13 protein-coding genes and 1 pseudogene are annotated in these 13846 nt (G+C 73.0%); 8 read left to right on the top strand and 6 right to left on the bottom strand.

The features are described from left to right. Positions 1-1406 (bottom strand): adenylosuccinate lyase (gene purB / locus E1165_RS23605; protein WP_132393940.1); only part of this gene is annotated, 1406 nt, incomplete at its 3' end. A 106-nt stretch (positions 1407-1512) separates the two neighbouring features. Between purB and E1165_RS29175 the strand changes: the two genes are divergently transcribed. Together E1165_RS29175 and E1165_RS23600 are read left to right on the top strand one after the other, a co-directional pair. After that, positions 1513-1767, top strand: coding sequence for a hypothetical protein (locus E1165_RS29175; RefSeq protein ID WP_165945306.1), 255 nt, complete (start codon positions 1513-1515; stop codon positions 1765-1767). Further along, positions 1764-2108, top strand: coding sequence for a type II toxin-antitoxin system PemK/MazF family toxin (locus E1165_RS23600; RefSeq protein WP_165945305.1), 345 nt, complete (start codon positions 1764-1766; stop codon positions 2106-2108). The genes E1165_RS29175 and E1165_RS23600 overlap by 4 nt, the downstream gene beginning before the upstream one ends. A gap of 41 nt (positions 2109-2149) precedes the next feature. Here E1165_RS23600 and E1165_RS23595 read toward each other — a convergent pair. Together E1165_RS23595 and E1165_RS23590 are read right to left on the bottom strand one after the other, a co-directional pair. Further along, positions 2150-2489: pseudogene (locus tag E1165_RS23595) on the bottom strand (UTRA domain-containing protein); the annotation flags it as partial. 51 nt (positions 2490-2540) lie between these two features. Further along, complete coding sequence (locus E1165_RS23590) at positions 2541-3833, bottom strand: acetyl-CoA C-acetyltransferase (RefSeq protein WP_132393939.1); 1293 nt, start codon at positions 3831-3833, stop codon at positions 2541-2543. Positions 3834-3889: 56 nt separating this feature from the next. On the opposite strand from E1165_RS23590, the gene E1165_RS23585 reads away from it, so the two are divergent. The 3 genes from E1165_RS23585 (at position 3890) to E1165_RS23575 (ending at position 7029) form a co-directional block, all read left to right on the top strand. Then, a complete protein-coding gene (locus tag E1165_RS23585) occupies positions 3890-5245 on the top strand; it encodes a 3-oxoacyl-ACP reductase (RefSeq protein ID WP_132393938.1) in 1356 nt (451 codons plus the stop codon). Next, on the top strand, positions 5245-6336 hold the full coding sequence (locus E1165_RS23580; RefSeq protein WP_132393942.1) for a MaoC/PaaZ C-terminal domain-containing protein: 1092 nt from the start codon (positions 5245-5247) through the stop codon (positions 6334-6336). The genes E1165_RS23585 and E1165_RS23580 overlap by 1 nt, the downstream gene beginning before the upstream one ends. 84 nt (positions 6337-6420) lie before the next feature. Further along, on the top strand, positions 6421-7029 hold the full coding sequence (locus tag E1165_RS23575) for a DedA family protein (protein WP_132393941.1): 609 nt from the start codon (positions 6421-6423) through the stop codon (positions 7027-7029). Positions 7030-7049: 20 nt separating this feature from the next. Here E1165_RS23575 and E1165_RS23570 read toward each other — a convergent pair whose 3' ends face one another. After that, entirely contained in the window at positions 7050-7688 is a 639-nt protein-coding gene (locus E1165_RS23570) for a TetR/AcrR family transcriptional regulator (RefSeq protein WP_207917017.1), read from the bottom strand. 74 nt (positions 7689-7762) lie between these two features. On the opposite strand from E1165_RS23570, the gene E1165_RS23565 reads away from it, so the two are divergent. The 3 genes from E1165_RS23565 (at position 7763) to E1165_RS23555 (ending at position 11133) form a co-directional block, all read left to right on the top strand. After that, positions 7763-8215, top strand: coding sequence for an SCP2 sterol-binding domain-containing protein (locus E1165_RS23565; protein ID WP_132393936.1), 453 nt, complete (start codon positions 7763-7765; stop codon positions 8213-8215). Between the two features lies 1 nt (position 8216). Beyond that, positions 8217-9431 (top strand): acyl-CoA dehydrogenase family protein, encoded by a 1215-nt coding sequence (locus E1165_RS23560; RefSeq protein ID WP_132393935.1) that lies wholly within the window; start codon positions 8217-8219, stop codon positions 9429-9431. Between the two features lie 142 nt (positions 9432-9573). Then, on the top strand, positions 9574-11133 hold the full coding sequence (locus tag E1165_RS23555) for an AMP-binding protein (protein ID WP_132393934.1): 1560 nt from the start codon (positions 9574-9576) through the stop codon (positions 11131-11133). 479 nt (positions 11134-11612) lie between these two features. Here the strand turns inward: E1165_RS23555 and purD are convergent, their stop codons facing one another. Together purD and E1165_RS23545 are read right to left on the bottom strand one after the other, a co-directional pair. Beyond that, complete coding sequence (gene purD, locus E1165_RS23550) at positions 11613-12860, bottom strand: phosphoribosylamine--glycine ligase (protein WP_132393933.1); 1248 nt, start codon at positions 12858-12860, stop codon at positions 11613-11615. Positions 12861-12976: 116 nt separating this feature from the next. Then, positions 12977-13693 carry a VOC family protein gene (locus E1165_RS23545; RefSeq protein WP_132393932.1) on the bottom strand — a complete coding sequence of 239 codons (717 nt, stop codon included), beginning with the start codon at positions 13691-13693 and terminating at the stop codon, positions 12977-12979. Positions 13694-13846 lie beyond the last annotated feature (153 nt).

Below are 13846 nucleotides of genomic sequence, written 5' to 3'. Positions count from 1 at the left end.
GAGTAGGCGGCGGCCTCCGGGTGGGCCGTCACCACCGTGGCGATGCGCCTGGTCACCGCCTCGACCTGGGCCTGGGCGGCGCCGGTGAAGGTGGTGGGGTCGGCGACCAGGGTGTCGATCTCCGCCCGGGACAGACCCAGGCGGGCGTCGGCGGCGAGGCGGTCGAACAGGTCGTTGTCGGTGGCGCCCTTCTCGCGCATGGCCAGGGCCACCGCGACCGCGTGTTCCTTGATCACCTCGTGGGCGACCTCACGGCCGACGCCCCGCCGGACCGCCGCCACCAGGATCTTGGTGGTGGCCAGGAACGGCAGGAAGCGCTCCAGCTCCCGGCTGACCACCGCCGGGTACGCCCCGAACTCGTCGAGCACCGTGAGGAAGGTCTGGAAGAGCCCGTCGGCGGCGAAGAACGCGTCCGGCAGGGCCACCCGCCGCACCACCGAGCAGGAGACGTCCCCCTCGTTCCACTGGTCGCCGGCCAGCTCGCCGACCATCGACAGGTACCCCCGGATGATCACCGCGAAGCCGTTCACCCGCTCCGACGACCGGGTGTTCATCTTGTGCGGCATCGCGCTGGAACCGACCTGCCCCGGCTTGAAGCCCTCGGTGGCCAACTCCTGGCCGACCATCAGCCGGATCGTGGTGGCCAGCGACGACGGCGCGGCGGCCACCTGGACCAGCGCGGAGAGCACGTCGAAGTCGAGCGACCGGGGATAGACCTGACCGACACTGTCCAACACCCGGGCGAAGCCGAGGTGCCCGGCGACCCGGCGCTCCAGCTCGGCGACCTTGCCGGCGTCGCCGTCAAGGAGGTCGAGCTGGTCGGCGGCGGTGCCGACCGGGCCCTTCACGCCGCGCAGCGGGTAGCGGCCGATCAGGTCCTCCAACCGCTCGTACGCGATCAGCAGTTCCTCGGCCGCCGAGGCGAACCGCTTGCCCAGCGTGGTGGCCTGCGCGGCGACGTTGTGCGACCGGCCGGTCATCACCAGCCCGGAGTGCTCCTGGGCGAGCCAGGCCAGCCGGGCCAGCGCGGCGACCACCCGGTCCCGGATCAGCTCCAGCGAACGGCGCACCTGGAGCTGCTCGACGTTCTCGGTCAGGTCGCGCGAGGTCATCCCCTTGTGCACGTGCTCGTGCCCGGCGAGCGCGCTGAACTCCTCGATTCGGGCCTTCACGTCGTGCCGGGTCACCCGCTCGCGCGCCGCGATCGAGGCCAGGTCGACGTCGTCGAGCACCCGCTCGTACGCCTCGACCACCCCGTCCGGCACGGCGACGCCAAGATCCCGCTGGGCCTTCAGCACGGCGAGCCAGAGCCGCCGTTCCATCCGGACCTTCTCCTCGGGGGACCAGAGAGCGACCAGCTCGGGCGAGGCGTACCGGTTGGCGAGCACGTTCGGGATCGTCGTCACGTACCCCATTCTCCGGCACCTTCCGGGCAGGCCCTCGACGGGGCCGGGACAGGTTCCGCACCGCCGACGCGGTCGCGCCGGTATACCAGCTCGTATACTTGCCGGTATGACGACGATGATGCGGGTCAGCCCGGAGACCCGCGAGCAGGTGCTCCGGGTCGCCGCCGAGGACTTCGGCGGGGTGAGCGCCGACGAGGCCGTCAAGCGCCTGCTCGAGGAGCACTGGCGGACAAAGGCGGTCGCCGCGATGGACCACTACCGGGCGACCGACCCGGAGGGCTGGGCCGAGTACCTTGTCGAGTCCGACCGCTGGCACGGCGCCGACGCTCCCGTCGGCGACCCGTGGGACGAGCGGGCGTGAGCCGAATCAAGCCGTGGGAGGTCTGGTGGCTCGACTTCGACCCGACCGAGGGCCGTGAGCAGGCCGGGCAGCGTCCCGCCCTGGTGGTGTCGTCCCGCTTCCACCTCGACCTGACCGCTGGCTCGCTGGTCAGCGTGCTTCCGTTGACCACCCGGGAACGGCCGGGCTGGCTGCACCGGGTGGCGATCGAGGTGCCCGGCCGGCGCACCGGATGGGTGATCACCGAGCAGGTGCGGACGGTCTCCGCGAGCCGACTGACCGGGCGCGGGCCGGTGTACCGACTCCGACCCGAGCAGGTGGCGGAGGTACGACAGGTCCTCCGCCAGATGATCGACGTGTGAACCCTTGATCGGTCTGTCCGTCGGGAGGCACTATCACGCAGGGCGGAGACCTGGTCGATCATGTGGTTCTGCGGATAGCCAAGATCCGCTAGCACCCTGGCGGCCCCACCGTGTCTTGCGGCGTTCGGCCAGCTCCGTGCCGCGCGCGATCGAAGCGGGGTAGTACGACCAGGACAACTTCGTCGGCTCGCCATCGTGCAGCACCAGCCGCCGCCGCAGTATCGCCTTGTCGCCGCTGTCCAGCGCCAGTAGACGCTCGACCTCTGCTGGCGGCACGACTTCCTTGACGGCGAGCAGGCGGTAGCTGTACCCGCCCGGCTGGGGCGCGATATACGCCGACGCCTCCGTCACGAGGGGCCGGCGGTCGCGCACGACCGCTCCCCCGCATGCCGCAACTGGCGCGCAGGCGGCCACCGCCGGCCGGACCTCGGGTCAGCGTTCCAGGATGGCCGTCACGCCCTGGCCGCCGGCCGCGCAGATGGAGATCAACCCTCGGCCGCCGCCCCGCTCGGCGAGGAGCTTGGCCAGGGTGGCGACGACCCGGCCGCCGGTGGCGGCGAACGGGTGCCCGGCGGCCAGCGACGAACCGTTGACGTTGAGCTTCTCCCGGTCGACTGGTCCGAGCGGCGCGTCCAAGCCGAGCCGGTCCTTGCAGAACTCCGGCGACTCCCAGGCGGCCAGCGTGGCCAGCACCTGCGAGGCGAACGCCTCGTGGATCTCGTAGTAGTCGAAGTCCTGCAGGGTGAGCCCGGCGCGAGCCAGCATCCGGGGCACCGCGTACGCGGGAGCCATCAGCAGACCGTCGTCGCCGTGCACGAAGTCGACGGCGGCCGTCTCCGACCAGGAGAACCAGGCCGCCACCGGCAGGTGGTGCGCCCGCGCCCACTCCTCGCTGGCCAGCAGCACCATCGACGCGCCGTCGGTGAGCGGCGAGGAGTTGCCGGCGGTCATGGTGGCCCGGTCGGCGTCCGGCCCCCGGTGCCCGAAGACCGGCCGGAGCGAGCCGAGCTTCTCCAGGGTGGTGTCCGGGCGGAGGTTCTGGTCCCGGGTCAGCCCCAGGTACGGCGTCATCAGGTCGTCGAAGAAACCCCGGTCGTACGCGGCGGCGAGCCGCTGGTGCGAGCGCAGCGCGAGCTCGTCCTGGGCCTGCCGGTCGATGTTCCAGCGCAGCGCCGTACGGGCGGCGTGCTCCCCCATCGACAGTCCGGTACGCGGCTCGGCGTTGCGCGGGATCTCCGGCTTGAACGGCTGATGCGGGCGGAGCTTCGCGGCGATCTTCAGGCGTTCGCCGAGGGTACGGGCGGAGTTGAGCCGGAGCAGGGTGCGGCGCAGGTCCTCGTTGACCGCCAGCGGGGCGTCCGAGGTGGTGTCGACGCCACCGGCGATGCCCACCTCGAGTTGCCCGAGGGCGATCTTGTTGGCGACCAGGATGGCCGCTTCCAGGCCGGTGGCGCAGGCCAGTTGGATGTCGTACGCGGGTGTGCGCGGGTCGAGCTTCGAGCCGAGCACCACCTCCCGGGTGAGGTTGAAGTCCTTCGAGTGCTTGAGCACCGCTCCGGCGACCACCTCGCCGACCCGCTGCCCGGCCAGCCCGAAACGGGCGACCAGCCCGTCCAGCGTCGCGCCGAGCATGTCGGCGTTGGACGCGTTCGCGTACCGCGAGTTGGACCGGGCGAAGGGGATGCGGTTGCCGCCGATGACCGCGACCCGCCGGATGCTCTGCACGATCCCGCCTCCGTTCCAGGACTTGCCCACAACCTACTGGCCAGTAGGCTACGCCTATGACCGACAGGTACGCGAGCTTCGTCCAATCGGGGGCCGGCCGCACGCTGGTCAAGCGCCTCGGGCTGCCCGACCCGCCGCGACTGCGCCGGCACACCCCCGGCGACCCGCTGCTGACCGGCCCCGCCCTGCTCGGCGCGGCTGCCGGCGGCCGGCTCGCCGAGCCGGTCGGCGCCATCCTGGCCGCCGCCGGGGTCGAGCTGCGCGACCCCGCCACCGTCGACGCCCAAGCACGCTTCGGGGCCCTGGTGTACGACGCCACCGGCGTCACGGACTCCACCCAGCTCCGTCAGCTCTACGACTTCCTCCACCCGCACGCCCGCTCGGTGCTGCCCAGCGGCCGGGTGATCGTCCTCGGCACCCCGCCGGGAGAGTGCGGCTCACCCCGGGAGGCGACCGCCCAGCGCGCCCTGGAGGGGCTGACCCGCAGCATCGGCAAGGAGTTCGGCCGTGGGGTCACCGCCCAGCTCGTCCACGTCACCCCGACCGGCGACGCGGGCACCCCGACCAGCCTGGAGGCCACCCTGCGGTTCCTGCTCTCCGGGCGGTCGGCGTACGTCTCGGGGCAGGTGATCCGCGTCGGCGCCGGGCGCGCGCAGGCCCCGGCCGACTGGGACCGGCCGCTGGACGGGCAGGTCGTGCTCGTCACCGGGGCGGCGCGGGGCATCGGCGCCGCCCTGGCCCGGGTGCTGGCCCGCGACGGCGCGCAGGTGGTCGCTCTGGACGTCCCGGCGGCCGGCGACGAACTGGCCGAGGTCGCCAACGAGATCGGCGGCAGCGCCGTACAGCTCGACCTGACCGCGCCGGACGCGCCGAACCGGCTCGCCGGACACCTGGCCGGCCGGCACGGCCGGGTCGACGTGGTGGTGCACAACGCCGGCATCACCCGGGACAAGACCCTCGGCCGGATGGACGCCGACCGCTGGGACTCGGTGATCGACGTCAACCTCTCCAGCCAGGAGCGGATCAACGACGTGCTGCTGGAACGCGAGCTGATCCCGCCCGGCGGGCGGATCGTCTCGGTCTCCTCGATCGCCGGCATCGCCGGCAACCGGGGGCAGACCAACTACGCCACCAGCAAGGCCGGCGTGATCGGCCTGGTCGACTCGCTCGCCCCGGCGCTACGCGGGCGGGGGATCAGCGTCAACGCCGTCGCTCCCGGGTTCATCGAGACCCGGATGACCGCCCGCATCCCGCTGCTGGTCCGGGAGGCGGGCCGCCGGATGAACAGCATGTCGCAGGGCGGCCTGCCGGTGGACGTGGCCGAGACCGTCGGCTGGCTGGCCTGGCCGGCGTCCGCGGCGGTCAGCGGCAACGTGGTCCGGGTCTGCGGCCAGAGCCTGCTGGGGGCGTGATGGCCAGGCGGGAGGAACCGGCCGACGACCTGTCGGTCCACGAGCTGATCGAGGGCCCCACCCAGGTCATCTCGGCAGCCGACCTGGCTGCCGCCCGGGCCGCCGGGCCCGGGACGGACCCGGGGGTCGAGCAGACCCACGACCTGTCGGCGTACGCCACCGATGCCGGGCCTGGTCCGGACGCGAGGGTCGCGCGGACGCACGACCTGTCGGGGTACGCCTCCGGGGGCCCGGCCGGGCGGGACCGGGTCGAGCTGCCCCGGATGCCGGCACGGGGCGCGCTGTACCGGCGGGCCCTGCTCGGCGCGCTGCCCGGCGTCGGCCCGTCCCGCCGGCCGGACGGGGCGCCGGCCGTCGAGTTCGCCGTCGGCGGGACCACCGTCGACCGGGCGCACCTCGCCGAGTACGACCGGGTCTGCGGGTTCCGGCTGTCCGACACGCTGCCGGCGACGTACCCGCACGTCATGGGCTTTCCGCTGGCGCTGCGGCTGATGGCCGCGCCCGGGTTCCCGATCCCGCTCACCGGGGTGGTGCACGTGGGTAACCGGATCACCGTGCGCCGGCCGGTCGGGGCCGACGAGACGCTGGACTTCGTCGCGTACGCGGAGAACCTGCGCCCGCACGAGCGGGGCCGGCAGATCGACGTGGTGCTCACCGGATCGGTCGGCGGCGAGGAGGTCTGGAGCGGCGTCTCCACGTACCTGGGCCGGGAGCGCGCACCGGCGGGCGGGGGCCGGCGCGACCGGGCTGAACGGCCCGCGACGCCCGCCACCACCGCCCACTGGTCGGTCAGTCCCCGGGTCGGTCGGGACTACGCCCGGGTATCCGGCGACCACAACCCGATCCACACGTCGAGACTGGGGGCCCGGCTGTTCGGCTTCCCCCGGCCGATCGCCCACGGGATGTGGAGCAAGGCCCGCTGCCTGGCCGCACTGGACAGCCGGCTGCCCGAGGCGTACACGGTCGAGGTGGCCTTCAAGCTGCCCGTGCCGCTGCCCGCCACGGTCGCCTTCAGCGCCACTGCGGCCTGGGACTTCGCCCTGCACGACGCGCGGACCGGTCGCCCGCACCTGGCCGGCACGGTTCGCTGATCCCGGTCGGTCGTAGCGGGATCCGGCCGGTGCGATCCGCCGACCCCGCCCGCCGGCGGTGGTCGAGGACCCAGCATGGGGAGCATGGAGACCGTGCTCGACCTGCTCCGCCACACGGTGACCTCACCGTGGGTGTACCTGGTGATCTTCGCGGTCACCGCGGTCGACGCGTTCTTCCCGGCGGTCCCGGGCGAGACGGTGGTGATCACCGCCGGGGTCTTCGCCGCCAGCGGCGAGCCGGACCTGCTCGCGGTGATCGCGGCGGCCACGCTCGGCGCGCTCGCCGGCGACCACGTCTCGTACGCCATCGGCCGGGGCGGCGGCGCGCACCGGCTGGCCCGGCTGCCGACCGGCAGCCGCCGCCGCGCCAGCCTGGACTGGGCCCGCCGGGCGGTGGGCCGGCGCGGCGGTTCGATCCTGACCACCTCCCGGTACGTCCCGGGCGGCCGTACCGCGGTGACCCTGACCATGGGCGCGGTCCGCTACCCGCTGTCCCGGTTCCTGCTCTTCGACGCCCTCGCCTCGGCCAGCTGGGGTGCCTACTGCGGGCTGCTCGGCTACTTCGGTGGGCTGGCCTTCGAACGGGACCCGGTCAGAGGTCTGCTCGTCGGTCTCGGTCTCTCCCTGGCCGTCACCGGTCTGCTCGAACTCGTCCGCTGGGTGGTGCGCCGCAGCTCCGCCACCCGCCGCTGATCCGCCCGGCGGTCCGCCGGTCAGGCCGCCGGTGGCCGCCAGGTGGCACCACGCAGTAGCTGGCCGGCGCCGAGCCAGGCGGCGTTCATCATCCGGGTGGCGGTCTTCTCCGGGTCGGCGTCGGGGTGGTCGGCGAGCCAGTCACCCAGCGACTCCGACGCGCCGACGAGGGCGTACGCGACGACCTCCAGCTCGGTCTCGGCCACCTCGCGCCCCTCGGCGCGCAGCGCGTGGTCCAGCATCCCGGCGACCACCTCGACCAGCCGGGCGCGCATGGCGGCCAACTCCCCGGCGAACGGCTGGGAGCCCCGGGCCTGCCGGTAGAGCACCGCCCAGCCGTCCCGGTACGCGCCGACGAAACCGAAGAAGGCGCGCAGCCCACGCCAGAGCCGCTGGTCGGCGGGAAGGTCGGGGGCGGCGGCACCGGCGATGGCCTCCATCATCCGGGCGGCCTCCCGGTGCAGGCAGGCGACGAAGAGTTCCTCCTTCGTGCCGAGGTACGCGTACACCATGGGTTTCGAGATGCCGGCGTCGTCGGCGATCTCGTCCATGCTGGCCGCGTGGAACCCCCGGCGGGAGAAGACCCTGACGGCAGCGTCGAGCATCTGCTGCTCACGGATCGCGCGGGGGAGGCGCTTGAAGGTGGGGGCGCTGGACACTCTTGCCAGCATACCTACTCGTACGTAAGGTTACGCTTGAGTAACCACTCACATCCCCCGGAAGGTGCAGCCCCATGACTGACTTCGACCCGGCCAACTTCGCCAACGTCGGGCCCAAGGAGTTCGCCCAGCTGGTCAAGTCCACCCCGGACAGCAAGATCGCCGAGGTGATGGCCGGCGACCTGCGCGGCAAGATCCTCGGCGAGGTCTTCGGCCGGATGCCGCAGCTGTTCCGCGCCGACCGGGCCGGCTCCACCAACGCCGCCATCCACTGGAACATCACCGGTCGGCCCGACGGCGGCACCGACACCTACGAGGTGGTCATCGCCGACGGCACCTGCACCGTCAACGAGACCCCGCAGCACGACCCGAAGCTCAGCCTGACCATGGGCCCGGTCGAGTTCCTCAAGATCGTCTCCGGTGGTGCCAACCCGGTCATGATGTTCATGACCGGCAAGCTGAAGGCCAAGGGCGACCTGGGCCTGGCCGCCAACATCGCCAACCTGTTCGACATCCCCAAGGCCTGACATGACCGAGTTCTCGCTCGACCTGACCGAGGAACAGCGGGATCTGCGCGACTGGGTGCACGGCTTCGCCGCCGAGGTCGTGCGCCCGGCCGCGGCCGAGTGGGACGCCCGGGAGGAGACCCCCTGGCCGATCATCCAGGAAGCGGCGAAGGTCGGCCTGTACGGCTTCGAGTTCCTCGCCACCTGCTGGGCCGACCCCACCGGCCTGTCCCTGCCGATCGCCAGCGAGGAACTCTTCTGGGGTGACGCCGGCATCGGGCTGAGCATCTTCGGCACGTCCCTCGCGGTCGCCGCGATCTACGGCGCGGGCACCCCCGACCAGCTCGTCGAATGGGTGCCGCAGTGCTTCGGTGACGTCGACACCCCGGCCGTCGCCGCGTTCTGCAGCAGCGAGCCGGAGGCCGGCTCGGACGTCGGCGCGATGCGCACCCGGGCCAGCTACGACGAGGCGGGCGACGAGTGGGTGCTGCGCGGGCAGAAGGCGTACGCCACCAACGGCGGGATCGCCGGCGTGCACGTGGTCACCGCCTCCGTCGAGCCCGAGCTGGGCTCGCGCGGGCAGGCCGCGTTCGTCGTACCGCCGGGCACGCCGGGGCTCAGCGCGACCCGCAAGCTGCGCAAGCTCGGCCTGCGCGCGTCGCACACCGCAGACGTCTTCCTCGACGAGGTACGCGTACCCGGGCGCTGCCTGCTCGGCGGCAAGGAGGCCCTGGACGAGCGATTGGCCCGGGCCCGGACCGGGCAGCGCGCCTCCGGCCAGGCCGCCATGCGGACCTTCGAACTGTCCCGGCCGACCGTCGGCGCCCAGGCGCTCGGCGTCGCCCGGGCGGCCTACGAGTACGCCCTGGACTACGCCAAGGACCGGGTCCAGTTCGGGCGGCCGATCATCGCCAACCAGGCGGTCGCGTTCGCGCTGGCAGACATGAAGATGGAGATCGACGCGGCCCGGCTGCTGGTCTGGCGAGCCTCCTGGATGGGGCGCAACAACCGTCCCTTCGCGGCGGGCGAGGGCTCGATGTCCAAACTCAAGGCCGGTGAGGTGGCCGTCTCGGTCACCGAGAAGGCCGTCCAGCTGCTCGGCGGGGCCGGGTTCCTCCGCGACCACCCGGTCGAGCGGTGGTACCGGGACGCGAAGATCTACACCATCTTCGAGGGCACGTCCGAGATCCAGCGGCTGGTCATCTCCCGCGCCATCTCCGGAATGCAGATTCGCTGACCGCGGGCCGGCACCACCCCGGCGCCGGCCCGTCCGCGGCTTGGGGCGGGGTCGCCCGTCGGGGCATGATCGGAAGGTGAAGCCCCGGTGAAGGGCTCTTCGCAGGGCCCTTCACCGCATCTCGCCAAAGGAGGCCCGCCGCATGGACCTGCCGTTCGTCGTGGCCACGCTGACCAAGCGCGGGCTGCTCACCCCCGGCCGGCCCATCCGGGTCGCCTCGCAGCTCGGCGCGCTACGCAAGTGGGGCTGGAGCCTCACCGGCGAGCTGCGCCAGGCCGCCGCGCGTGACCCGGGCCGGGTGGCGCTGGTCGACGACCGTGGCGAGCTGACCTACCAGGAGCTGCTGGACCGGGCCGAACGGTTGGCCCGCACCATGCGCAGCGCCCTCGGTGTGCAGGCCGGGGAGCGGGTCGGGCTGCTCTGCCGCAACCATCGCGGGCTGGTCGAGGCGATCGTCGCCACCACCGTGCTCGGCGCGGACGCGGTGCTGGTCAACACCGGGCTGTCCGCCGCACAGCTCGCCACCGTCGCCGAGGAGCAGCGGCTGCGGGTGCTGCTGCACGACGACGAGTTCGCCGAGCGGGTCATCGGCCTCCCCGCCGAGGTGCAGCGGGTCGACGAACGCCGGCACGAGGAGCTGGTGGCGGCCGCGCTCCCCGGCCAACTGCGACCACCCGAGCGCGACGGCCGGACCATCGTGCTCACCTCCGGCACCACCGGCGCCCCGAAGGGCGCCCGCCGCCCCACCCCGAACGGTTTCGGGCCGCTGGTGTCCATCATCGACCGGATTCCGTTGCACACCCGGGACACCGTGCTGATCGCCGCGCCGATCTTCCACACCTGGGGGTACGCCGCCCTCCAGGTCGCCTTCGCGCTGCGCGCCACCATCGTGCTGCACCGGCGGTTCGACCCCGCAGCCACGCTGGAGGCGCTCGTGACCCACCAGTGTCAGGCGCTCTTCGCCGTACCCGTGATGGTGCAACGGCTGCTCGACGTGCCACCGCCGGAGCCGCGACCCCCGCTGAAGGTCGTCGCGGTCAGCGGCTCGGCGTTGCCGGGCGGACTCGCGCCCCGGTTCATGGACATCTACGGCGACGTCGTCTACAACCTGTACGGCTCGACGGAGGTCTCCTGGGCATCCATCGCGACCCCTGCCGACCTGCGGAAAGCCCCCACCACCGCCGGCCGGCCGCCGCACGGCACCCGGGTGGCCATCCTCGACGACGACGGTCAGCCGGTGCCCGACGGCCGGGTCGGCCGGATCTTCGTGGGCAACGAGATGCTCTTCGAGGGCTACACCTCCGGCGCGAAGCGGGAGACCCGTGACGGGCTGCTCGACACCGGCGACCTGGGGCGGATCAACGCCGACGGGCTGCTCTTCGTCGACGGGCGGGCCGACGACATGATCGTTTCCGGCGGGGAGAACGTCTTCCCGTCCGAGGTGGAGGATCTGCTCGCCCGCCTCCCCCAGGTACGCGAGGCCGCCGTCATCGGCGTCCCCGACCCCGAGTACGGGCAGCGCCTCGCCGCGTTCCTCGCCCTGCACCCCGGCGAGACCCTCGACCCGGAGGCGGTCCGCGAGTACGTCCGGCACTACCTGGCCCGGTTCAGCGTGCCCCGGGACGTGGTCTTCGTGAAGTACCTGCCGCGCAACGCCACCGGCAAGGTGCTCACCCGCGAGCTGCGTCGCTACTACGGCTGACCGGGTTCCGGCGCCGGGCCGGCCCGACCTCCTGAGACAAGCTCCGCGAGCGTGACGGGCTGGCACCGCGCTGTCCACACTCCCCGAACGGGCCAGGTCTGGGCAGTGATCGTCGATCCGGCCCACCTCGCCCAGGTCCAGGCGCCAACTGGTCAGCCGTTGCCCGCACCTGGTCGGCGTCACATCGATGCTGCTCCTCGCGATGGGTCTGGGCGCCGCCGCGATTCGACAGGCCCGACGATGAAGGAAACCCACCGGTGGCAGCGGTGACCAGCAGGGCCAGCCCGACGTTGAGCAGCAGAGGCACCCGACCGGCTGCGAAGCGCCCCGGCGGCAGCCCTCAGGGACCTGTGCGGGGCCGCAGCTAGCAGTCGCGACGCGACGTACCCGCGGTAACCCTCGATGTCGGCAGGCAATCCCGCCACCTCCTCGCCTCACCGTTCTACCGAGGCGGAGGCGGAGGCGGTGCGGGTTGCTCGTCAGTCGGGGACGGCGATCCGGCCCTCGACCGCCGCGGCGGCGATGTCGGAGCGGTGGTGCGCGCCGGCCAGTTCGATGCCGCGTACCAGGGCGTAGGCGGCATCCCGGGCGGCGGCCAGGTCCGGGCCGGTGGCCGTACCGCAGAGGACCCGGCCCCCGGCGGAGCGCAGGGTGCCGTCGGCGTCCCGGCGGGTGCCGGCGTGGATGACCCCGGCGCGATCCGCGCCGGTGATCACGTCACCGGTACGCGGCTTCGCCGGGTACCCCTCGGCGGCGACCACGACAGTGACGGCCGCGCCGTCGCGCCAGCGCAGTGGCGGGTGCGCCGCCAGTGCGCCGGTGGCCGCCGCGTGCAGCAACCCGGCCAGCGGCGTCTCCAGCAGGGCGAGGACGACCTGCGTCTCCGGGTCGCCGAAGCGGGCGTTGAACTCGATCACCCGGGGGCCGGCCGCGGTCAGCGCCAGCCCGACGTAGAGCAGGCCGGCGAACGGGGTGCCCCGGCGGCGCATCTGCGCCAGCGTCGGGTGCACGACGTCGGCCATCACCTCGTCGACCAGGTCCGGCGGCGCCCAGGGCAGCGGCGCGTACGCCCCCATGCCGCCGGTGTTCGGGCCGGTGTCTCCGTCGCCGGCCCGCTTGAAGTCCTGCGCCGGGAGCAGCGGCACCGCGGCTTCGCCGTCGGTGACCACGAAGAGGGACACCTCGGGCCCGGCCAGGTACTCCTCGATCACCACCCGCCCGCACTCGCGCGCGTGCTCCAGGGCAATCGCGCGGTCGTCGGTGACCACCACACCCTTGCCGGCGGCCAGCCCGTCGTTCTTCACCACGTACGGCGGGCCGAAGTCGTCCAGGGCCTCGGCGGCGCTCTGCGCGTCAACGCAGGTGTACGCCCGCGCGGTGGGCACCCCGGCCGCCGTCATGATCTCCTTGGCGAACGCCTTGGAGCCCTCCAGCCGGGCCGCCTCGGCGGATGGGCCGAACGTGGCGATGCCCTTGGCGCGCACCGCGTCCGCGACTCCCGCGACGAGCGGCGCCTCCGGGCCGATCACCACCAGGTCTGCCCGCACCTCCACGGCGAGCGCCGCGACCGAGGCCGGGTCGCCGGTGTCCGCCTCCCGCAGTTCGGCGACCGAGGCGATACCGGGGTTCCCCGGCACCGCCACCAGCACCTCGACGGACGGGTCGTCAGCGAGCCCGAGCGCGAGCGCATGCTCCCGCCCGCCGCCTCCCACAAGAAGTACGCGCACGACCCCGCATCCTACTGCCCCGAACCCCACCCCCGGTTGATCATGAAGCTGGCGACAGCATGTGAGACCACCGTGCCGCCACGTCAACCAACTTCATGATCGACGTGAGGGGGCGGTCACTCCACGGACCAGAGCAGGCAGAAGGGCTTGCCGGCCGGGTCGGCGTAGACCCGCCAGTTGTCGCCCTCACCGGGCAGCCGTCGCGCACCGATCGCGAGCGCCGCCCGCTCCCCGGCCTCGATGTCGTCGACCGTGACGTCGAGGTGGAACTGCTGCTGGTGGGCCCGGTCCGGCCACTGCGGCGGAGTGTAGGTCTCCACCTGCTGAAACAGGATCGGCCGCGCGCCCTCCTCGCCGATCATCGCCATGCCGTCACCCTCGTAGGTGATCGGTTTGCCGAGCAGCTCGCTGTAGAACGCGGACAGCTCCTTGGCGTCGGGGCAGTCGAGCATGACGCCCATCAGCGTCACCTTCGGGTCGTCGGCCCTGAGGCACAGGTCGAACGGGTGACCGGCCGGGTCGGCGAGCGTGTGCCAGGTCTCGTTCTCCCGGAGCAGGGTCGCACCCAGGGCCACGGCCCGCGCGGTGCCCTCCGCCAGGTCGGGCACCCGCAGATCGAAGTGCGCCTGTTGCGGGTGCGCCGGATCGGGCCAGCGCGGCGGCACATGGTTGGGCGCGTACTGCAGGCCGACGCGCCAGCCGTCATCGGTGGTCATCGTGATCCACTCGTCGTCGGCGTAGCGTACGGTCCAGCCGGCGAGCCCGGCGTAGAAGGCGGACAGACCCCCGATGTCGGCCCCGTCCACGACGATGGTCTTGAGCTCTCCGATCATGCCGTCATCCTGCCGGACCCCACCGACATCCGTGCCGAGACGCCCAGCGCAGCCCCCATCCACACCCTGCTGTGGACAACCGGTCCACAGCCTGTGGACAACCGCGGCCCCGGGGTCCGCCAGACGGGGACGGGGGCGGTCGCTGTCAGGGGA

The organism is Micromonospora sp. KC723, assembly GCF_004348595.1.
Taxonomy (GTDB): Bacteria; Actinomycetota; Actinomycetes; order Mycobacteriales; family Micromonosporaceae; genus Micromonospora.
This window is presented reverse-complemented; position numbering and strand designations above follow the sequence as displayed.

Coding starts and splice junctions, on each gene's coding strand:
- E1165_RS29175 (WP_165945306.1), top strand. CDS start 1,513: ATGACGACGATGATGCGGGTCAGCCCGGAGACCCGCGAGCAGGTGCTC.
- E1165_RS23585 (WP_132393938.1), top strand. CDS start 3,890: ATGACCGACAGGTACGCGAGCTTCGTCCAATCGGGGGCCGGCCGCACG.
- E1165_RS23580 (WP_132393942.1), top strand. CDS start 5,245: ATGGCCAGGCGGGAGGAACCGGCCGACGACCTGTCGGTCCACGAGCTG.
- E1165_RS23575 (WP_132393941.1), top strand. CDS start 6,421: ATGGAGACCGTGCTCGACCTGCTCCGCCACACGGTGACCTCACCGTGG.
- E1165_RS23565 (WP_132393936.1), top strand. CDS start 7,763: ATGACTGACTTCGACCCGGCCAACTTCGCCAACGTCGGGCCCAAGGAG.
- E1165_RS23560 (WP_132393935.1), top strand. CDS start 8,217: ATGACCGAGTTCTCGCTCGACCTGACCGAGGAACAGCGGGATCTGCGC.
- E1165_RS23555 (WP_132393934.1), top strand. CDS start 9,574: ATGGACCTGCCGTTCGTCGTGGCCACGCTGACCAAGCGCGGGCTGCTC.
- E1165_RS23545 (WP_132393932.1), bottom strand. CDS start 13,693: ATGATCGGAGAGCTCAAGACCATCGTCGTGGACGGGGCCGACATCGGG.